This window comes from Colwellia sp. 75C3 (assembly GCF_002836255.1).
In the GTDB taxonomy this organism is placed as follows: Bacteria; Pseudomonadota; Gammaproteobacteria; order Enterobacterales; family Alteromonadaceae; genus Colwellia.
Genome location: NZ_PJAU01000054.1, coordinates 124,279 through 144,065 on the forward strand (window position 1 = coordinate 124,279; position 19,787 = coordinate 144,065).

At 37.3% G+C, this 19,787-nt stretch carries 21 protein-coding genes; 8 read left to right on the forward strand and 13 right to left on the reverse strand.

The annotated features are described in order from the left end of the window. Positions 1-14 precede the first annotated feature (14 nt). The 9 genes from CXF85_RS13130 to CXF85_RS13170 form a co-directional block, all read right to left on the reverse strand. On the reverse strand, positions 15-701 hold the full coding sequence (locus tag CXF85_RS13130; RefSeq protein ID WP_101229112.1) for a riboflavin synthase: 687 nt from the start codon (positions 699-701) through the stop codon (positions 15-17). Between the two features lie 57 nt (positions 702-758). After that, positions 759-2,000 carry a bifunctional diaminohydroxyphosphoribosylaminopyrimidine deaminase/5-amino-6-(5-phosphoribosylamino)uracil reductase RibD gene (gene ribD / locus CXF85_RS13135; protein WP_101229113.1) on the reverse strand — a complete coding sequence of 414 codons (1,242 nt, stop codon included), beginning with the start codon at positions 1,998-2,000 and terminating at the stop codon, positions 759-761. Position 2,001: 1 nt separating this feature from the next. Continuing rightward, on the reverse strand, positions 2,002-2,499 hold the full coding sequence (gene nrdR, locus CXF85_RS13140; protein WP_101229114.1) for a transcriptional regulator NrdR: 498 nt from the start codon (positions 2,497-2,499) through the stop codon (positions 2,002-2,004). A gap of 305 nt (positions 2,500-2,804) precedes the next feature. Then, a complete protein-coding gene (glyA, locus tag CXF85_RS13145; protein ID WP_101229115.1) occupies positions 2,805-4,064 on the reverse strand; it encodes a serine hydroxymethyltransferase in 1,260 nt (419 codons plus the stop codon). 515 nt (positions 4,065-4,579) lie between these two features. Further along, positions 4,580-5,305, reverse strand: coding sequence for a hypothetical protein (locus CXF85_RS13150; protein WP_101229116.1), 726 nt, complete (start codon positions 5,303-5,305; stop codon positions 4,580-4,582). A 1-nt stretch (position 5,306) separates the two neighbouring features. Then, on the reverse strand, positions 5,307-5,816 hold the full coding sequence (locus CXF85_RS13155) for an RNA polymerase sigma factor (protein ID WP_232771189.1): 510 nt from the start codon (positions 5,814-5,816) through the stop codon (positions 5,307-5,309). Positions 5,817-5,959: 143 nt separating this feature from the next. After that, positions 5,960-7,150 carry an ABC transporter permease gene (locus CXF85_RS13160; RefSeq protein ID WP_101229118.1) on the reverse strand — a complete coding sequence of 397 codons (1,191 nt, stop codon included), beginning with the start codon at positions 7,148-7,150 and terminating at the stop codon, positions 5,960-5,962. Then, on the reverse strand, positions 7,147-7,902 hold the full coding sequence (locus tag CXF85_RS13165; protein WP_101229119.1) for an ABC transporter ATP-binding protein: 756 nt from the start codon (positions 7,900-7,902) through the stop codon (positions 7,147-7,149). Before CXF85_RS13165 ends, CXF85_RS13160 begins: the two co-directional genes overlap by 4 nt. Before the next feature lie 38 nt (positions 7,903-7,940). Further along, positions 7,941-9,383, reverse strand: a complete 1,443-nt coding sequence (locus CXF85_RS13170; protein WP_101229120.1) for an alpha/beta hydrolase — start codon at positions 9,381-9,383, stop codon at positions 7,941-7,943. Positions 9,384-9,702: 319 nt separating this feature from the next. On the opposite strand from CXF85_RS13170, the gene CXF85_RS13175 reads away from it, so the two are divergent. Both CXF85_RS13175 and trhA read left to right on the forward strand, forming a co-directional pair. Next, positions 9,703-9,921, forward strand: coding sequence for an EF-hand domain-containing protein (locus CXF85_RS13175; RefSeq protein WP_101229121.1), 219 nt, complete (start codon positions 9,703-9,705; stop codon positions 9,919-9,921). Between the two features lie 131 nt (positions 9,922-10,052). Further along, the gene (trhA, locus tag CXF85_RS13180) at positions 10,053-10,712 is read left to right on the forward strand and encodes a PAQR family membrane homeostasis protein TrhA (RefSeq protein WP_101229122.1); all 660 of its coding nucleotides are present in this window, start codon (positions 10,053-10,055) and stop codon (positions 10,710-10,712) included. 130 nt (positions 10,713-10,842) lie between these two features. On the opposite strand, the gene fabV is transcribed toward trhA, so the two are convergent. Together fabV and CXF85_RS13190 are read right to left on the reverse strand one after the other, a co-directional pair. Continuing rightward, on the reverse strand, positions 10,843-12,033 hold the full coding sequence (gene fabV, locus CXF85_RS13185) for an enoyl-ACP reductase FabV (RefSeq protein ID WP_101229123.1): 1,191 nt from the start codon (positions 12,031-12,033) through the stop codon (positions 10,843-10,845). Positions 12,034-12,190: 157 nt separating this feature from the next. Then, the gene (locus CXF85_RS13190) at positions 12,191-12,505 is read right to left on the reverse strand and encodes a BolA family protein (RefSeq protein WP_101229124.1); all 315 of its coding nucleotides are present in this window, start codon (positions 12,503-12,505) and stop codon (positions 12,191-12,193) included. 150 nt (positions 12,506-12,655) lie between these two features. Here CXF85_RS13190 and CXF85_RS13195 point away from each other — a divergent pair, with 150 nt between their 5' ends. From CXF85_RS13195 to CXF85_RS13220, 6 genes are all read left to right on the forward strand, one after another. Continuing rightward, positions 12,656-13,834 carry a methyltransferase gene (locus CXF85_RS13195; RefSeq protein ID WP_101229125.1) on the forward strand — a complete coding sequence of 393 codons (1,179 nt, stop codon included), beginning with the start codon at positions 12,656-12,658 and terminating at the stop codon, positions 13,832-13,834. Positions 13,835-13,850: 16 nt separating this feature from the next. After that, on the forward strand, positions 13,851-14,420 hold the full coding sequence (locus CXF85_RS13200; RefSeq protein WP_101229295.1) for a YajG family lipoprotein: 570 nt from the start codon (positions 13,851-13,853) through the stop codon (positions 14,418-14,420). A 91-nt stretch (positions 14,421-14,511) separates the two neighbouring features. Then, positions 14,512-15,090 carry a peptidylprolyl isomerase gene (locus tag CXF85_RS13205; RefSeq protein WP_198555641.1) on the forward strand — a complete coding sequence of 193 codons (579 nt, stop codon included), beginning with the start codon at positions 14,512-14,514 and terminating at the stop codon, positions 15,088-15,090. Between the two features lie 239 nt (positions 15,091-15,329). Beyond that, positions 15,330-15,659, forward strand: a complete 330-nt coding sequence (locus CXF85_RS13210) for a hypothetical protein (RefSeq protein WP_101229127.1) — start codon at positions 15,330-15,332, stop codon at positions 15,657-15,659. 262 nt (positions 15,660-15,921) lie between these two features. Further along, positions 15,922-17,325 (forward strand): AmpG family muropeptide MFS transporter, encoded by a 1,404-nt coding sequence (locus tag CXF85_RS13215; RefSeq protein WP_101229128.1) that lies wholly within the window; start codon positions 15,922-15,924, stop codon positions 17,323-17,325. A 333-nt stretch (positions 17,326-17,658) separates the two neighbouring features. Beyond that, positions 17,659-18,498, forward strand: coding sequence for an HDOD domain-containing protein (locus tag CXF85_RS13220; RefSeq protein ID WP_101229129.1), 840 nt, complete (start codon positions 17,659-17,661; stop codon positions 18,496-18,498). A gap of 104 nt (positions 18,499-18,602) precedes the next feature. Here CXF85_RS13220 and CXF85_RS13225 read toward each other — a convergent pair whose 3' ends face one another. After that, positions 18,603-19,001 (reverse strand): YacL family protein, encoded by a 399-nt coding sequence (locus CXF85_RS13225; protein ID WP_101229130.1) that lies wholly within the window; start codon positions 18,999-19,001, stop codon positions 18,603-18,605. Between the two features lie 105 nt (positions 19,002-19,106). Then, positions 19,107-19,769, reverse strand: coding sequence for a fumarylacetoacetate hydrolase family protein (locus CXF85_RS13230; RefSeq protein ID WP_101229131.1), 663 nt, complete (start codon positions 19,767-19,769; stop codon positions 19,107-19,109). Between the last annotated feature and the right edge of the window lie 18 nt (positions 19,770-19,787).

Consider the following 19,787-nt stretch of genomic DNA (forward strand, 5'->3'; position numbering starts at 1 on the left):
CGCTCATAATCCGGTTATTTCATAAAACCGGCTTTTAATAACATGGCTTCGCTTACGTTAGACGTTCGAGCTTGGTCAGCTTCAGGGCTTTTAGTAAGTAGGCGCTCTAAGTAACGCGCAATTAAATCTACTTCCATGTTTACCTTGCTACCTACTTGGTACTGAGCAAAGATAGTTTCTTTTACCGTGTGTGGCACGATTGTTAATCTAAACTTGCCGCTTGAGCCATTTTCAGCCAATGCATTTACCGTTAAGCTGGTACCATCAATAGTTACTGAACCTTTTTCGGCAATATAATGCGCTAAATCACTTGGCATACTTAACCAGTATTCAATACTATTACCATTGTTATTGATAGCTAATATTTCACTAACACCATCTACATGTCCTGAAACCATATGGCCTCCAAAACGTGTACTAGCTAACATAGCCTTTTCTAAGTTTACTTTACTACCAACCTGATAACTTGCAAAACCAGTACGTTGTAGAGTTTCCTTAGAAACATCTGCGCTATAACTGCCATTACTTTTAGCGTTATTAAAATCAACGACTGTAAGACAAATACCGTTAGTTGCGATGGAGTCACCCAGCTTAACATCACTCATGTCCAAGCTATTAGTATCAATAACTAAACGAGCACCTTGGGCATTAACATTGATGGCTTTTATAGTACCAACCGCTTCGATAATTCCTGTAAACATAGCGCTCTCTATTTAATTTTTTGTGTATGTATTTTTGTGTGTTTATTTATTAAGTACTTATTTACTAGGTATGAATTGGCTAGTGATACGAATATCGCCACCGACCATACGAATATCACTAATGCTTATCGCTTTGGCTTGATTCAGCTTTGAAATACCGGGCATTTCCACTAAGTTCTTACCGTCACCGCCCATTAACTTGGGGGCTTGATAAAGAATAAGTTCATTTACTAAATCTTGCTCAATAAAAGCACCGGTTAATTGAGCACCTGACTCAATTAAAATATCATTGAGCCCTCGTGTAGCTAGATACTCTAACAAGGCCTTTAAATTTATTTTCAATTGACCTTGAGAGTTTTTAACTAAAGGTAATTGTACATGTTCTACGAAATGAGGCCATTTTGGTAAGTTTTCAAGATGTGACTCAAGTTTATTTTTAACTTTACCATTATCTATGCCGTTAATGAGTAATATTGGTGACTCATGTTCGAATATTGCGAGATCGGGTGTTAGTCTATTTTGACTATCGATAACCACACGTAATGGTTGGCGCAGGACTTCTTCTGGGTAAGTATTTTTTAACTCGCCGAGTTCAGACCATCGAACTGTCATTTTAGCATTATCAAACAGCACTGAATCTGCTCCGGTAATAATAGCGCAGCTTTGAGCCCGTAAACGTTGCACATCTTGTCGTGCTTCGCTTGAGGTAATCCATTGACTTTCACCACTGGCCATAGCCGTTTTACCGTCAAGGCTAGCCGCTAATTTACAGCGCACATAAGGAAGGTTATTTATCATTTTATGAATGAAGCCAACATTAAGCTGTTTAGCGCTTTGCTCTAGCAAACCTGATTGCACTTTGATGCCAGCTTTTTCTAATAGCGATAAACCATTACCTGAAACTTGTGGATTTGGATCAACCATAGCAGCAATAACGTGCCCAACATTGGCATCAATTAATGCTTTGGCGCAAGGTGGCGTTCGGCCAAAGTGACTACAAGGCTCAAGAGTAACATAGGCTGTAGCTCCTTCGATTAATTTGGCATTATTTACGTTGGCCGCAGCTAAAGCATTAACTTCTGCATGCCCCTGCCCTGCCTTTTGATGGTAACCTTCACCAATAACTTTACCTATACCGTCTGTATAACTCACTAAGATGCAACCAACTCTCGGGTTTGGTGACGTAGTAAAGTGCCCTTTTTTAGCTAATTCAATAGCCTGTGACATAAAGAGATGGTCTTGTGCTGTAAAGTCTTGCTCAGCAACGTTTTGTTTGTTATTAGTCACACTGGCCTTCATATTACTTAACTGCTTTCGTGGCTTTGATTTTCTTTGCCTTTCCGTTTTTCTCTTTACCTAAACGGGTTATTTCATCGGCAAATTCACTGATATCTTCAAAAGACAAGTAGACTGAAGCAAAACGTAAATAAGCGACTTTATCTAATTCTTTTAGCTGTGCCATAATCAAATCGCCCAACATCGCACTGCTGATTTCTCGTTCACCCGTAGCGCGCATTTGAGACTTTAACTTATTAACAGCCAGCTCTATTTGTTCCATGCTAACCGGACGTTTTTCTAAAGCACGAGTGAGGCCACTCAGCATTTTATCTTCATTGAACGGCTCTCTGCTGCCATCTCGTTTGATAATGCGTGGCATAACCAACTCAGCACTTTCAAACGTAGTATAACGTTCATGACAAGCTAAACATTCTCGACGTCGGCGTACTTGATGACCATCAGAAACTAAACGTGAATCAATGACTTTTGTGTCATTTGCTGAACAAAATGGACAATACATGGTTTACCTACGGTAATGAAGAGTAGTTTACGGACAAAAAAAATGGCCGCTCAAGGCGACCATTTTAATATAAAACAAGTGATTAAGCTAAACAAAGTGGCTTCCCGACTAAAGACTTCGAGAATGACGTTCATTGACTACTAACTTACTTTACAATTATTTCGTTATAGCAAGTCAGTAATAACTTTAAGGTGTAAGGCTAAATTTAAAGAAAAAAGCACGGAGTTGACGTTAGTCAATGAGTACTTTTGACGCCTAAATTTTGTCTTACACCAACAAGTTATGCTGACTTAGGTACTATCTATTTATTTTTGGTAAACTGGGAAACGTGCACATAACTCTTTAACTTGATCTTGAACACGTGTAATAACATCTTCATTATTGATGTCATCAAGGATGTCACAAATCCAACCAGTTAATGCATTTGTTTCTTCAACACCAAAACCACGACGAGTGATTGCTGGAGTACCTAAACGTAAACCTGAAGTAACAAACGGAGAGCGCGGATCGTTTGGTACAGAGTTTTTGTTTACTGTGATGTGTGCTTTACCTAAAGCGGCATCAGCATCTTTACCCGTAATATCTTTATCAATTAGATCAAGTAACAATAAGTGGTTGTCAGTACCGTTAGATACAACTTTATAACCACGTTCTTGTAATACTGCAACCATCGCTTTAGCGTTGTCTAAAACATTTTGCTGGTAAACTTTAAATTCAGGTTCTAATGCTTCTTTAAATGCTACCGCTTTAGCAGCAATAATGTGCATTAATGGGCCACCTTGGCCACCAGGGAATACAGCGCTGTTAAGCTTTTTATAAATAGCTTCATCATCACAAGCAGAAACGATTAAACCGCCACGTGGGCCAGCTAATGTTTTATGCGTAGTTGTTGTAACAACATGCGCGTGTGGTAATGGGCTAGGGTAAAGACCTGCAGCAATTAAACCAGCAACGTGAGCCATATCAACGAAGAAGATAGCATCAATTTTATCAGCAATCGTACGCATACGTGCCCAATCAACAACACCTGAGAATGCAGAGAAACCACCAATAATCATTTCTGGTCTGTGTTCTAAAGCTAAACGCTCTAATTCTACATAATCAATATCGCCCGTTTCAGGGTGAAGACCATATTGGAACGCTTCATAAGACTTACCAGAGAAGCTTACATGTGAGCCATGAGTTAAATGACCACCGTGAGCTAAACTCATGCCTAATACTTTACCGCCTGGCGTAACTAAAGCTTGAAAAACAGCAGCGTTAGCTTGTGAACCAGCATGTGGCTGAACGTTCGCGTAAGTAGCACCAAATAATTCTTTAGCACGGTCAATCGCTAATTGCTCAGCAATATCAACATACTCACAACCGCCGTAATAACGTTTTCCTGGGTAACCTTCAGCATATTTGTTGGTAAGCTGAGAGCCTTGAGCTTCAAGAACACGAGGGCTACAGTAGTTTTCAGAAGCAATTAATTCAATGTGCTCTTCTTGACGAACAACTTCATTGCTAATTGCTTCATGAAGTTCTGGATCAAAGCTAGCAATATTCATATCACGAGTAAACATGGTTTATTCCTTAAGTATTTCAGCCCAAGGCTGCAAACGGTGCCCTAATTACCTACTGAGTAAACTTAACTACGTAGTAAGATAATAAAGACATACAAAAATTAGTGGCAGTATATTGCCTGATTTTTGCCTCTATGTACACGGCAAAACGGGCTAGCGTTAGTGCATTTTACACTGTGCTATAGCGTAATTTATTAAGTAACAGTACTTAACAGTGCTATAAAAGTTTTCACTAAAACGAGCAAACAAACTATAACTAATAAAAAAACAACTTACAACGAATATAAAACAGGTAATCAAATCGTTACCCGAATAATAAACAGAATACAAAGGTAAAGTACAAATTATTCATTTCATGAATGAATATTATTACTAAACAAATATCAGCACTAAAAACAAAATGAAGACCAAATTTAAAACGAGAAAGGCATCATCATTATAAAAAGTGATGATGCCTTTTCGGTAATTACTCACTGATCTATTTCACAAATAGCGGCAGATTTTTTATTTCCTTACTAGACAGAGCTAAGCTGTAATAATTCACGCTCACGTTTTATGTGAAACCAGTGGGTAATCAGCCACATGATTATAACAAAAGTATTGATAGCAAAGAAAGGCGGCCAAGGTGACTTCTCTGACTCTTCAATCATGGCATAAATATACCAATTCACTGCAGGCAGCAGCAACCAACATGACCATTTTATTAATTTAATATACTTTATTGACGACTCGACTCCTGCAATCGCATTTTCTACCGCTTTATCTGGACTATCACAACTGTGCTGCCAAATACGTAAGCGTATTTGGATTTCATAATACACAAAAACTACCGAGCCTAAAGAACCGAAGGTAAAGTAAGCTATGGTCGCTGTGCCCCAATCCCCTTGATATAGGCCGACCATAAGGGCAATGATAAGCCCAAGTGTCGCAATGATATCAATGACTAATAAAGACTTTGCCCATAAGGTGCGTCTTTTCGTTTGTTTAAGTAATTTTTTAATATCTGTTTTTTCAAAAGGCTGTGCTTGCCAGTCTCGCGAGAGTATTAGCCAATTTTCATCTAGTGGTTGCTCATCTAGTGGTGGATTTTGTTTATCACCTTCTGATCCTGAAATATTCTTTTTTTGGGGCAATGAAAGTACATCGATCTGTTTTGTTTCAACAAGAATCGAATGATCTGTTCCTAGCTTACTGGGCTCTATCGACGATGTATCTTCATTGTCCAATATTGATTTATCCATTTTATGATCCCTCCAACAACTGCGCCAATAATGTTTTAGCTCGTTGTAATCTCACACCAACTAAATTAGTCGTTATCACTAAAACATCAGCCATCTCTTGATAACTCATGCCTTCTAATGCAAGTGTTATCACTTGTCGTTGTTCAAGTTTAAGTTGTCGAATTGCTTGTGATAAACGAGCCTGACGCTGTGCTTGGTTAAGCTCTTGATAAGGTGTGTTTTGTATCGCTGTTATATTTTCAACTTCAGTACAACTCTCTATGTCAGAGGTTTTAACTGTTTTAATGGCTTTGGCAACATGAGTGGCTAATACATTATGAGCAATACGTGCGACAAAGGTTTTCACCGCTGAATCTTGACGAAACTTAGGTAAGGCACGCCAAATATTTAACGCGATCTCTTGAAAAAGCTCATCTTGAATAGCAGCTTTTGCTTCAAAACCGGTAATGATATGACGCAGCAGTCTTTCATGCTCCGTCATCCATTGAGTAAATACTGCTTGATGATCCAATTTGCTTTCCTTGCATCCAATTTCATTTCCTAAAGTAGAAGAAAATTGAGCATTTGATATTATTAATTGGCTAGAATTTAACATAATAATTACTTTTGGATCACCTTATTCAGTTACTGCTCACTCATTCAATTAAAAAATGCTTAACTTAATGCCATAACCACTTTTTCTGACTTCAGCTTTTTAGCCAGCGCTAAGACTAAAGCAACAGTGATAGCAATAGTTACGCCGCTAGTCGCAAAAACAGCTAACCAATCAACTTCAATACCCTTAAAAATATTTTCAATGATCATTGACTGACCTGAAATTGGTAACCAATTTAACCATTCAGGACGGTCATCCATCATTGAAACAACAAAAGGGATAAACGCCGGAATACCAATAAGCATACCTACTGTAGACTGCGCTTCTTTGAAACTTTTTGTTTGAAAGGCTACAAATAACTGACACGCTGTCGCAAAAAAACAAATGGGTAAAAGCAGTAACAACAACACTAACGCTGTTGAAAAATCTAAACTGAACGTAGCGCCAATTTTTGTTAAATCAACAAAGCCCACAGAGATTGAAGTCAGTACTAATATTAATAACACGCCAATCACAGAGACGGTTGAAGCACCGATCAATTTAGCTAATACAATTTTAAGCGTGCTGACAGGTTGACATAACAACATTTCAAGCACATTTCGTTCTCGCTCTCCTGCACTTGAATCAATCGCTACCGATAAACCAGACATAAAAGCAGCTAACATCAAATAGATACCAAGCATCATTGAAATTAACATAAAGGTCGCATCAGGCTTCGCTGTGTCTTGCTCAACTAACTTCACAGGACTAAGCAAACGTATATCTACACCACGAAGTAATAAACGTTTATAACCAATCGACATAGAAAAATCACGCACCGCATTATTAATACGCCTAACCGGTGGTTGAACAGCCTTATCAGTAAAGTCAGCTTGTAAATGCAGTTTTATTGGCTTACCTTCAGCCATATCAGCAGCATAATCTTCTGGAATTTCAATGGCTATATTACGTTGTTCCCAAGTAGACCGTTCATCTTCAGGCACATCAGCAAAATCAAATAAATTTTTATCTGCAAAGTGCGTTATTAACTTAGGCGCATGTTCCGCACCGACAAACTTAACGTAAACCGGCGGCTCATCCACCAATTTTTCAATCATTATTTTTGACATAACCATTATGCCAATAGGCGCTAAAATGGCCATTCCAAGCGCAACCATTAACGCACGTTTATCACGAAAAGCTTCCCTATACTCTTTCAGTAGTAGAGCTTTTAGCTGAATTAAATTTAGATTAAAATTTGAAGTAATCATGCTGCAACTCCTTCATCTGAGCCAATCAGTTTAACAAAGGCTTCTTCTAAATTCTTTTCACCTGCTAACTCACATAATTCTTGTGGTGTACCTTGTGCTGCAAGTTTGCCATTGGCAACAATAATCACTCGGTCACACAACGCTGCAACTTCTTGCATTACATGCGATGAAAATAAAATACAATGTCCTTTAGCTTTAAATTTAGCCAAATGATTACGCAATATGCGGGTGCTCATTACATCTAACCCCCGGGTTGGCTCATCAAGCACGAAATTTTGTGGCTGATGCACTAACGCTTGGGCTAAGGTTACTTTCATACGCTGCCCTTGTGAGAAACCAACGGTTTTACGATGCGCTAATTCGCCCAACTCTAAATCTTGGATTACTTGCTCTATCGCTTGTTTTTTTGTTTTACCTGACATGCCATGAAGGCTGGCAAAATAATCTATTTGCTCATAAGCAGTAAGACGTTCATACAAACCAAATTTGTCAGGAAAAATACCCAACTTGGCACGTGCAGCAAGTGGATCTTCAGTAACACTGATACCATCAATGGTTGCAAACCCCTCATCCGCTGAAAGCAAACCATAGAGCGTTCGTAAACAGGTAGTTTTACCGGCGCCGTTTGGCCCTAGAATACCGGTGATTTCACCGTCTTTTGCAGTAAAAGAAAGTCCGTCTAGCGCTTTAACGCTGTTTTTATTATCTTTTTTATCAATAAAGCTTTTATGTAAATTATTTACTTCAATCATTTCTATTTCCTTATTACCCTGTTAACCAATTAATAGCTCTATTGAATACCATTAACACTGGTCATGAACGTTTCTTCAGGGATGTCATCAAGACAAGACTCATCAAGTGCTTTTGGATCTTTTGTTGTTAAAAATTCATTTACAATATCATTAGCACAAGTACTCGTAGCAACAATATGCGCAGTATTTTTAGCAACGATATGGTGACTATTAGGTAAACTCTTCGCTGAGTATTCACCATTACTAGGCGGTGTTACGGGATCTAAATTACCGGATAAAATGAGGGTGGGAATATCAGCAGTGACACTTTGATAAAAATCATCACTCGGACGGTATTTGGGAATCAATGGACAAATACTGTCAAAGATAAAGTGACCAGTATCGCCATCAAAACTGTTAGTTGCATCAACTGCTTTCATTTTTTCTGATATTCTCGGAACATCTTCATTACACACTATATTGAAATGCAAACCGGTATAAACTTGTTGTTCACCCTCAGTACTTGCCATTAAACCAATCAGTGGTTGGTAGTTACCTAAATATGCTTGATTAATAACTAAAGGTACTAATGAACGACCACTGGTGCTATATAACTGCATACGTAAGCTAGTAGTAAATTTTTCATCATCCAGCACAAATTTAGTAGGCGTACCTAAACGAGGATGCTGAATATCAATAGATACAGGGGCACTTGCTAAACGTAACTTAACTTGTTGAAATTCTTTAGCTAGGTTTGGAAAAGCTTGATGACAAGGTTCACTTTTTTGGCAGTTTTCAACTAATAAATTAAATGCTCGTTCAACACTTTGTCCAAATAAACCAATGGGTACTTCAATTGGGCCTACTCCATCTAATACTACGCTTTCAAGAGACTCTGGAAACATCCGCATATAAACTAAACCAGCACGAGTACCATAAGAGCCGCCATAAATGTTTAATTTTTCATGACCAAGTGCCGCACGAACAGCATCAAAATCACGAATAGCATTTTCAGAATTGTACTGGCTTAAATCTCCTTTAAATTGACTCACACATTCATTTACATCACTTGCTTTAAAGTCTTTAGTAAGCGTGCTGTACACACTTCCTTCTTCTTCTAAATCACAAGACAATGCATGACTTTCACCGGTACCGCGCTGGTCAACTAAAATAATATCTCGCGTTTTACGTACTTCACGGAAAGCTCTATTTAAAAGCATTGCTAACTCAGTCGCCGCTTGTCCTGGACCACCAGCTAAAAACATCAATGGTACTTTGTATTCGCTGTCATCGATTGCAGGCAATACAGCAAAGTTAACTGATATTTTATCACCTTCAGGTTTTTGGTAATTTTCTGGTACTTCAAGCTTGCCACATTTTACTTGTGAGCGTATTTCGCCCAAATGGCAATTATCTAAAGTTAATTTATTCTCATTTGCCCAGCTCATTGCCGTCATTGACAACAAACTTAGCGTCAAAAGCTTTTTCCACGTTACTTTCATATTATCTTTCCTTAATAAAGCGTTGAACAGTTAGTCTGAGCATTTACAAATTTATTACAGAAAAATTAAAATAAAATTAAAAATAATCATAAACGACTAAATCGCTCAATATATAACTGCTGATTTCCTTAAAATTTTTAATGAGAAGGAGAAGCCTAGCTTTGTTTAAATCTAGGCACTTCCCCGTAAAAGCAACCAATTAACACGCAAATAGCTACTTTATCCATCACAAGACTAAAAAAGTTGAAATAGCCATTCCCAAACGCCTGAATAAGCGATATGGTTTAGTTATAGTTTTTTAATTTTTGTGAGGATTACAATGGATTTAAATCAGTGGGTAGATGAGTTATTTGAAGTATTTGATGAAGACAAAGACGGTGTAATTAGTCGCACTGAGTTTGTTGAACTGATTGACGTTTTATTGCAAGACAAAGGTATTCGCATGTGCGAAACCATATTTAACCGTTTTGATAAAAATCACAGCAACTCTATTTCCAAAGATGAGTTGAAAGATATGGTTATTGAGTTAGCACTTTAACTAAAGTCAGCTCAATCCCGTCTCCAAGGCTAAAACGCTTTAGCCTTAGATAGACTCTATTTTTGTTTTGCTTTGAATTATATTGGTACTCAGCGTAGACTCGCACTCTGAACCAATTAAAGCAGCACATTATGACTGATCAGAAAGATCTTTCTTCAGCCAATTCTCAATCAAACACCTATAGTCAAAGTGAAGAAACGCTCAATGCTATCAGCCATGCTTTTGGTCTGATATTAAGTTGTTTCGCATTTTTTTTATTATTAGAAAATAGCCATGGCGATATTAGCCGGATAGTTAGTTTTAGTATTTTCGCAACCAGCGGGATTCTGCTATTTCTCGCATCAACAATTTACCATAGCTTAACTAATAAACGGGCTAAGCAGCTATTCAAACTGCTTGATCATTGCGCCATATACTTACTTATTGCAGGTACTTACACTCCCCTATTTGCTATCACATTAGCCGGTTCGCTTGGATATACTCTACTGGCTTTTATTTGGTTATTTGCTATTGCAGGTGTTCTTTTCAAAATAAAATTTGGTAACAAATACAAAAAGATATCTTTAGCCACTTATTTAGGCATGGGCTTTATTTCGTTGGGTATTTTGGGTGAATTATATGAAAACCTACCTGAACAGGCCATTGGTTTGTTGGCATTAGGTGGGCTAATTTATTCTCTTGGAGTGTTTTTCTACGTTAAAAAAACGGTGCCCTACACTCACGCTATTTGGCACCTTTTTGTATTAGGTGGCGCGACTTGTCACTTTTTAATGATTTATTGGTACGTTTAATTAAGAAGTTAATCAAGATTTCAGATAAGAAAAAGCCGCAATAAATGCGGCTTTTTAGTAAAGATCAAATTAGCTATCAATGTTAATTTTGACACCTTTAAGGCAAAAAACCTTACTGATAGTAGCTAACTTAAATTAAGTTATTAATCGCAACTTCTGGACTAACATCAGCATCGTAATCAACACCAGCAATATCAAAACCAAACAGTTTTAAGAACTCTTGATGATATGCAACATAATCTGTTAATTCATCAATCGTATCAGTATCAACAATGTTCCAAATATCAGTAACACGTTTTTGAACGCTATCCTCAAGTTCTTTATAGTTTTGACGGAAGCGACCTTGTTCATCTAAACGAGGAGAATCACTATAAATATTCTCTTTGAATAAGTTAGAAATTTGCTCAATACAACCTTCATAAGTACCGTCAGCTTTCATTACTTTGAACATAGCTGAGATGTATAAAGGCATAATAGGAATAGCTGAACTTGCTTGTGTTACTACAGCATTTAATGACGTAACGCGTGCTTGACCATTTAAGTCAGCTGTCGCTGCGTTAATCGCACTAGCGGCTCTGTCTAAATCTTCTTTAGCTTTACCAATAGTCGCTTTACCGTAAATTGGCCACGTTAACTCTTTACCAATGTAGGTGTAAGCTACGGTTTTAACACCTTCAGCCAATACACCGGCTTCGCTAAGTTGGTTCATCCATAATTCCCAATCAGCTCCACCCATAACGTCGATAGTACCTTGAATTTCAGCATCATTAGCTGCTTCAACCGATATTTCATCGATAGTACGTTTTGAAGTATTAAGGTTCTTAGTAGTAACGCTTTGACCAATAGGCTTTAACGTAGAAGAATATACTTCACCCGTATCTGGATCAGTTCTACGTGGTGATGCCAATGAGTAAACAACTAAATCAACTTTACCCATGTCTGCTTTAATTGCTTCAATCGCTTTTGCTTTGATTTCATGAGAAAAAGCATCACCATTAATGTTCTTAGCGTAAATGCCCGCTTCATCAGCAGCTTTTACAAACGCCGCTGTATTATACCAGCCAGCAGATCCTGTTTTTCTATCTGTTGGTGGTTTTTCAAAGAAAATACCTAACGTTTTTGCGTCATGACCAAAGGTAGAAGTAATACGTGAAGCTAAACCGTAACCAGTAGAAGCACCAATAACTAAAACATTTTTAGGACCCGAGGTCGCTGATGTTTGTGCTTTTACATAAGCAATTTGCTCATTCACATGCGCTTCACAACCAACTGGGTGAGCATTAGTACAGATAAAACCACGAATTTTTGGTTTGATAACCATAAGTAAAACCTTTTTATTTATATTAGTGACTCAGCTACCGTCTTGCATATTTGTATAAATCATAGCTAAGGTTTGAAAGAGTTTTTCAAATTTTGACGACATTGTACCCTGCCTCAAGCATAAAGAGGTATGACCAGAAGGCAATGTAATTGTTTTTCTATTTTCCGCCACCTAAACAGTTTGGAGAGCTTGGCGTATTCTCAGCATACTGCTCTTGCCATTGTGATTCTGTATAGGTGTGTAATGCCAACGCATGAATTTTATCAGAAAGTTCTTCTGCAAGTACTGCGTTTACTAGGCGGTGACGTTTAATTAAGCGTTCATTTTCAAACGCTTTAGCAACAATAATCACTTTGAAGTGTGACTCACTGCCCGGTGGTACATTATGGTTATTACTTTCATTAATCACCTCTAAATGTGATGGCTGAAAAGCAGCAAGCAATTTTTGTTCGATAACAGAGGCAACAGTCATTATTCTCTCGATAAGTATAAAAATAAGTACCGAAGTCATAGGTACTAAAAGTGACAAATATTTTAGCTGATTTAAGTGGATAGACCAACAATATGTTGTGAATTATGACACAATAGCGGGCAATTTTTCACTGACCTTTAGCCAATTTTTATGATCAGTCCATTTATTGTTAATGATAAGAACTTATTCTTAAGCCGTTTTCCTGTTTCACAAGTAAACCGTAGTTTACAAGCATGGGACTCAGCCGATGAGTACCTAATAAACCATGTTAATGAACAAGGTTTAATTAACGCACAAACAAAGGTGGCTCTTTTTAATGATGCTTTTGGTACCTTGGCTACAAACTTTTGCCATTCAGGTAGTGAAAATCCAAGTGTTATTTCTATCAATGATTCCTATATCAGTAACCAAGGAACCAGCTATAACATCGAGCAAAATAACTTAGATGATAGTAAAATTGAGCAGTTAAATTCTCTTGATAGCTTACCTAATGATATTGATGTTATTTTATATAAGATCCCTAAAAGTAAATCACTACTGATAGAACAACTTATTCAAATAAAAAAATCAGTGAGTGAACAATGTATTTTTATCGCCGCAGATCGCGCTAAAGAAATACACAGCTCTACCTTAAAAGTGTTTGAAAAACATTTAGGCACCACTAAAACATCCTTGGCAGTTAAAAAAGCACGTTTAGTTTTTTGTCAGTTTGATAACAAACAAGTACATCAGTCCCCTTTCCCAACGGTATGGCCTTTAGCACATATATCTACCAATGACTCACCGTCTCGCGATTTGACCATAAGTAATCATGCAAATGTTTATGCGCGAGAAAAGTTAGATATTGGCGCTCGATACTTTATTGAGAATTTACCTAAAGTTGCCGCACACACCAAAGTAATAGATTTAGGTTGCGGTAATGGTGTTATCGGACTTACTGTTTTAGCAAATCAGCCAGAAGCACAGGTTCAGTTTATTGATGAATCTAGCATGGCAATGGCCTCAGCTAAGCATAATATAATGACAAACATGCCTGAAGTGATTGACCAATGTGAGTTTACTCTTAACGATTCTTTGACTGATATAGAAGGCGGAAGTGTCGATTTAATTTTATGTAACCCACCTTTTCACCAAAATACCGCGACAACCGATCACATCGCTTGGCAGATGTTTAAAGACAGTCATCGCGTATTAAAGAAAGGCGGCGAGTTACGTATTATTGGTAACCAAAAGTTAGCTTATCATATTAAGTTACAACGCCTATTTGGTAATGAAACCTTAATCGCTAGTAATGATAAATTTGTTACCCAATCAGCAATTAAACGATAAGGAAATAGAGAAAGCCATGAACTTAAAGACCTTTAAGTCGATAGCCCTAACTTTATTGCTGGCAAGTATTGTCGGCTGTAGCGCAGCCCCTACACATTTAATTGTTTCACCACAAGTTAGCCTATCACCATCGAATCAGTTATCGGGCAAAGAAGCACAACTGAATGTTGTTGATATGCGTACCAGTACGCATATCATCCAAATACTTGAAGAAGATGAAGCGGCGATTATTCTTTCATCTGAGCAACGCCTTGAAAATATTATTCAAGGCATATTAGCGAAACAGTGGCAACAGCAAGGTTTAGCTTTAGATAACTCAGCAAATAATAAAATAACCGTTACCATAGAAAAAGCAATTATCAGTGTTACTCAAGAAAGTGTCAGTTACAGCACTCAAAGTGAAATTATTATCAAAGTGTCAATTGATAATACCAAACAAACACTGACTAGCCGCTTTAAAAATAGAGCGCATAGTGAAGGTGCCCTTAATGCTGATATCGCGGTGTTAGAACGCGAATTCAACCAACATTTAAGTACCTTGATAAAGCAAATATTAACCAGTAAAGATATTAAAACCTTTTTATAAAGTCAGCCATGTAATACCACTGGGACGAGTTAATTAATCCGTTTGGTATTACTCATTCTATTTCATTAAACCGTAGGTAATTATGAACCGTATTTTCCAATTTATTATTGCAAGCGCTTTACTAATCATTAGCTGTTTTAGCTATGCCGTTGATCCAACGAATATATACCCTAAAGTAAAGTTGATCACCTCCATGGGCGTAATTGTCGTTGAACTTGATAGAGTTAAAGCCCCTGTTACTGTGGATAATTTCTTAGAATACGTGGTCAAAGGTGAATATAACAACACCATATTCCATCGTATTATTGATGATTTTATTGTACAAGGTGGTGCTTACGACGCTAAATTTATCGCTAAGGATTTAGGTAAAAACATTATTAATGAGTCAGGTAATGGTCTTAAGAATGAAGCAGGGACTATTGCTATGGCGAAAGAAAACAGACCACATACCGCCAACCGTCAATTCTTTTTTAACCTCGCGGATAATAAGACTTTAGATCCAGGAAGAAAATGGGGTTATGCTGTTTTTGGCGCTATCGTTGAAGGTGAAGAAGTACTAGAAGCAATAGCTAAAGTACCAACCGATTACAATGAAACGATGGCTTGGAATGATGTTCCGTTAAAACCTGTCACCTTAATTAAAGCGATATTATTGCCCGCTGAAGATTAGTATTATCAAGAGTCCCACCAATACTGCTTTACAATAAAGTAACAAATAAAAAGGGACTTTTCTTTGACAAAAAGCCAATTATCACCGATAAATAAGTGGGCTAATAAGAATTATAATAAAGAATAATCAAACGATAAATCAATAATAAAGAAACTAATACTTTTCGGTGATAATTATAACGTTGTGCTAAACCGCGTCATCTTCTGTGCCAAACGGTACGTGTATTATAAGGGGACTCCATGATAATTGAGCAATTTATCGATGATAAAATACTACAAATGAATGCCTATGTTAGTGCTGTTATCGAAGAAAAACTTCACTACACAGAACTGGACAGTTTTATTTTAGATACCATGTCTGAGTGGACATTATTAAAAGTTCTTGATGAAACGCCACATAGCGCTAAAGAACGTGTGTTTTGGCATTTAATGCATGAAGTTAGCTTGCATGGAGCCTTAGCACTTAGCCAAGATCTGTTCTTTAAAAGTGAAATGAATACCTGCCTCGACTTTTTTAACGGTACCGGTAGTTATCCTATTGATTGTATTGGCTGGCGTCCAATCCCTTAAGTAGTCGTTTTAATAAAAAACATCTTACTTTTCATTACCCTTCCTCTTTATCCGCTTGCTATATCAATAAATCAGCTTATTATCACTGTCATTCTCAATAAGATCTAAGACCTAAAGTATGTACACCCTATCTGTAAAAGGTGTTATTTTCAGTCCCCGAAAGATTCTCTGTCTTTTTATTTGCTTTAGTTCTATTTTTAGCGCTTGTTTGCCTTTTAATAGTCAACGCTTGTTCCCCGTTTTTTTTAAAGGTAATTTATAAATGCAAGAAAATAAAACATGGTTGCAGAGCGCCAAAATTTATTTAGAAAGACGTGTTGCCACGCTATTTTTCTTAGGATTTTCTGCTGGATTACCCATCCTTTTAGTTTTTTCTACACTTTCATTCTGGTTGCGTGAGGCTGGTGTTAGTCGTGCAAATATCGGCTATTTTAGTTGGATAGCACTCGCTTATGCATTCAAATGGATTTGGGCGCCTTTTGTTGACCGGTTATCGATCCCTATTTTAACTAACTATTTGGGTCGTCGTCGCAGTTGGATGCTATTATCTCAAATTTCAATTGTACTTGCCCTCGTTGGCATGGCGATGAGTGATCCACAGGTAAACCTTACTCTTTTCGTTATTTTTGCAATGATCGTGGCATATAGCTCAGCAACACAAGATATTGTTATTGACGCATACCGCATTGAATCAGCTCCTGAGAAGTTTCAAGCCGCAATGGCTGCCGCTTATATGACAGGCTATCGACTTGCTATGATTATGGCTGGCGCTGGATCTCTTGCTATCGCTGCTTGGGCAAGTCCTAGTGACGCATATCAACTAAGCGCATGGTCAGTTTCGTACCTTGTTATGGCTGGCTGCATGTTTGTGGGCATAATAACTACCTTTACTTGTCATGAGCCGGAATATCACGACAAACAAACCATTAAGCTTAAACAAATAGAAACTAAACTTGAACATCAGCATATCCCACGAATTTTCTCACGCTTTATCGCATGGCTTGATATCGCTATTGTTGCTCCTTTTTCTGACTTCTTTAAACGGTATGGCAAACAATCTCTACTGATATTACTATTAATTGCTACATACCGGATATCAGATATTGTGATGGGTATCATGGCCAATCCTTTTTATGTAGATATGGGATATACCAAGGGAGAGGTTGCGGCTATAAGTAAAGTTTTTGGTGTCATTATGACGCTAATCGGTGCAGGCCTTGGAGGGATACTATTAACAAGATATAGTACTTATTCCATTCTTTTTTTAGGTGCTGTTTTAGTTGTTATTACCAATCTTATTTTTGCTGTCCTTGCTTTTTCCGGAAAAGATCTCATCCTTTTAACAGTGATTATCTCTATGGATAATATTAGTGCAGGTATTGCTACTACAGCCTTTATTACTTATATATCCAAACTCACTAATATAGAGTTTTCGGCAACACAATATGCGTTATTAAGCTCGATGATGCTGTTATTCCCTAAGTTTATTGCTGGTTTTTCTGGGGTATATGTAGATGGTTTTGGTTACGTAAACTTCTTTATTAGTTCGGCATTAATTGGCATACCCGTTTTAGGCTTAATTGTACTATTGAAACGGGTCATTGAAGAAGATAGCAGCGGTGATATGAATGAGAATTCAAAACAAATTAACAAGGTAACAATATGATAAAATTTTTCTTTTTAATACCCATTATTATGTGTGCAATTTGGACTTGGTACCTTACTGCACATAATTACAGCCTTAAGCAAGGTATCAAGGGATTCACTTACATCCTTGCCTTTAACACTATTATCATTGGTTTCTTTGTTATGATGATTTACATAACCCACTGATTTATTAAAATTTAGCCATATCAGATATAAAAAATGCAAATACGGCAAAGATAAGAGGACAGTAGTCCTCACAGAAAAACAACCGCTAATCTAAACAAGAAATAGAGCATGAACGGCTTTTATGACATACAATTAAGCTATGTTTTTATAGCGTTTTATATGCATTATGTTAATTATTGATCAAAGTGTTTTAGATGATATTAGCCGTGGTTTTTCAGTGCCCGCCCAGCCTAAACTGTTGCTCGAGTTACTCAAACTCATGGCTGATACTGACCCCGACATTAATGCTATTAGCAATGCTATAAGCAAAGATCTAGCTGTTAGTGCTGCTATTTTAAAAACTATTAATTCACCTTTGTACGGCTTAGGTAGAACAGTCACCGATATCAAAATGTCAGTCAATTATATTGGAATATTCGGTGTAGTGATGCTGGTTACCGGCAGCTTGCTTAAAAAGAGTTTTGATCCTAAAAATTGCAGTATCGATTTAGAAGATTTTTGGCAGTTTACTTCTGATATTGCTAGTGCGGCTATGTTAATTGGTCAAAGATATAGACCTCAAATAGCAAATGATAAGTTTTTTAGTTTAGGGTTATTTCATGCTTGCGGCGTACCAGTAATGGCAATGAAATATAATGATTATCAACAGTTGTTAGATGAAGCATTAACCACCCCTGAGCTGGCACTTACTGAAGTAGAAGAACAGCATTACGGCGTAAACCATGCGACTCTTGGTTATTATGTTGCCAGCTCATGGCGTTTACCCAAAGACGTTTGCCAAATTATTTTACAGCATCATGACAGGAATTTTATTAGCGAATTTAATAGCCCACATGAACAAGATTTATTTGCCGTACTTAAATTGAGTGAACAGCTAGTATCTATAAAACATTCTGATTGCGACACTGCAGACTGGCCATACGTACAAGAAAAGGTGTGTGAGGTGCTAGCAATTGATGAAGAAACATTACAAGCGCTAGTTTCAGAGTTTACTGAGAGTAAATAACCTTAGCTACCTGTTAAACAGTACACAAATAAGTAACTAATATTGTAAAATAATTAAGAATTAAAGGTGCGACCAGAGCACCTTTAATCAAGCTTACCGGAGCGTTATCGTAAACCGTTGGTAAACTGTCCCCAAGAAAGTAGCAAGGCTCTGAAATCATCTAAACCACAACCAGCCATTTCATTTTGATCTAAATGAATATGCTCATCGGTTAGCATCTCAGGTAAACCTTCACCACTGCCATTTAATGAACCGTTCATACTGACGTTGGTTTGAATCGAGACATCATCCCTACTTAAGGTAATAGAATATTCACTACCTGTGATAAGTACTTCTTGTGATCCTCCTTTTTCAATATTATCTATCGCAGTTAGTAACTTAGTGAGCTTAGTTACATCGTGCCCTACTTCTACTTCCATCCATGGACCTATGACCTCGTGCTCTAACGAAAAGAGCGCTCTGGCTTCGCCTGTGATGGCGTCGTGTACAAATTCATATTCCATAGCCTTTCCTATCAATGGGGGTATCAAATGGCTTACATTAAGTGTAGCAAACCTTTACCGATTTCATTTAGCTTTAGGCTAAAATCATAAATTTTTTTGAAGTAATTACTGTGCTTGCCACTGATAATCTAATAAGACGCGGCTAGGCGTTTGGTTATTCATTTCGCTTAAAAAAACCTGACCAACAAAGTTATCTGATTGAGTAATCACACCAACACCTTTCGGCGTTCCTGTCATAACAATATCGCCGTCTTCAAGGCTCACGAATGTTTGCAATTCCTTTAATATATCATCAGGTTTTGCCATCATTAAATTAACGCCGCCCTGCTGCTTGAGATCATCATTAATTAAAAGTGATAGATTCAAGTTTTTGATATCTTCTTGTTCAATACTAACAAAATCACTAAAAACAGCCGATTTATCAAAAGCCTTCGCTCGTTCCCAAGGAAGACCTTTCGCTTTTAACTTTCCTTGTACTTCGCGTTTAGTTAAATCTAAACCAAGCGCTACCGCCGTAAACTTTCCACCTTGATACAAAAAGCTTAGTTCGGCTTCGTAATGTAAGGCATCATCATTATGTTTCGCCAATAATGTTGAACTAATTGCTGAATTTGGCTTGATAAAAACCACTAATTCATCAGGTATTTCATTGGCAAGTTCTTTAATATGATCAACATAATTACGGCCAATACATACCACTTTAGAAGGGGTTATTTCTTGTACTGACTGTGCTGAATTTTTATCTAACTTAAGGGTAACAGTGTTCATAAAAGACCTATTTAGCTT

Excerpts from the sequence above, each read along its gene's own strand:
- CXF85_RS13130 (WP_101229112.1), bottom strand. The coding sequence starts at position 701 with ATGTTTACAGGAATTATCGAAGCGGTTGGTACTATAAAAGCCATCAAT.
- ribD (WP_101229113.1), bottom strand. The coding sequence starts at position 2,000 with ATGAAGGCCAGTGTGACTAATAACAAACAAAACGTTGCTGAGCAAGAC.
- nrdR (WP_101229114.1), bottom strand. The coding sequence starts at position 2,499 with ATGTATTGTCCATTTTGTTCAGCAAATGACACAAAAGTCATTGATTCA.
- glyA (WP_101229115.1), bottom strand. The coding sequence starts at position 4,064 with ATGTTTACTCGTGATATGAATATTGCTAGCTTTGATCCAGAACTTCAT.
- CXF85_RS13150 (WP_101229116.1), bottom strand. The coding sequence starts at position 5,305 with ATGGATAAATCAATATTGGACAATGAAGATACATCGTCGATAGAGCCC.
- CXF85_RS13160 (WP_101229118.1), bottom strand. The coding sequence starts at position 7,150 with ATGATTACTTCAAATTTTAATCTAAATTTAATTCAGCTAAAAGCTCTA.
- CXF85_RS13165 (WP_101229119.1), bottom strand. The coding sequence starts at position 7,902 with ATGATTGAAGTAAATAATTTACATAAAAGCTTTATTGATAAAAAAGAT.
- CXF85_RS13170 (WP_101229120.1), bottom strand. The coding sequence starts at position 9,383 with ATGAAAGTAACGTGGAAAAAGCTTTTGACGCTAAGTTTGTTGTCAATG.
- CXF85_RS13175 (WP_101229121.1), top strand. The coding sequence starts at position 9,703 with ATGGATTTAAATCAGTGGGTAGATGAGTTATTTGAAGTATTTGATGAA.
- trhA (WP_101229122.1), top strand. The coding sequence starts at position 10,053 with ATGACTGATCAGAAAGATCTTTCTTCAGCCAATTCTCAATCAAACACC.
- fabV (WP_101229123.1), bottom strand. The coding sequence starts at position 12,033 with ATGGTTATCAAACCAAAAATTCGTGGTTTTATCTGTACTAATGCTCAC.
- CXF85_RS13190 (WP_101229124.1), bottom strand. The coding sequence starts at position 12,505 with ATGACTGTTGCCTCTGTTATCGAACAAAAATTGCTTGCTGCTTTTCAG.
- CXF85_RS13195 (WP_101229125.1), top strand. The coding sequence starts at position 12,656 with ATGATCAGTCCATTTATTGTTAATGATAAGAACTTATTCTTAAGCCGT.
- CXF85_RS13200 (WP_101229295.1), top strand. The coding sequence starts at position 13,851 with ATGAACTTAAAGACCTTTAAGTCGATAGCCCTAACTTTATTGCTGGCA.
- CXF85_RS13210 (WP_101229127.1), top strand. The coding sequence starts at position 15,330 with ATGATAATTGAGCAATTTATCGATGATAAAATACTACAAATGAATGCC.
- CXF85_RS13215 (WP_101229128.1), top strand. The coding sequence starts at position 15,922 with ATGCAAGAAAATAAAACATGGTTGCAGAGCGCCAAAATTTATTTAGAA.
- CXF85_RS13220 (WP_101229129.1), top strand. The coding sequence starts at position 17,659 with ATGTTAATTATTGATCAAAGTGTTTTAGATGATATTAGCCGTGGTTTT.
- CXF85_RS13225 (WP_101229130.1), bottom strand. The coding sequence starts at position 19,001 with ATGGAATATGAATTTGTACACGACGCCATCACAGGCGAAGCCAGAGCG.
- CXF85_RS13230 (WP_101229131.1), bottom strand. The coding sequence starts at position 19,769 with ATGAACACTGTTACCCTTAAGTTAGATAAAAATTCAGCACAGTCAGTA.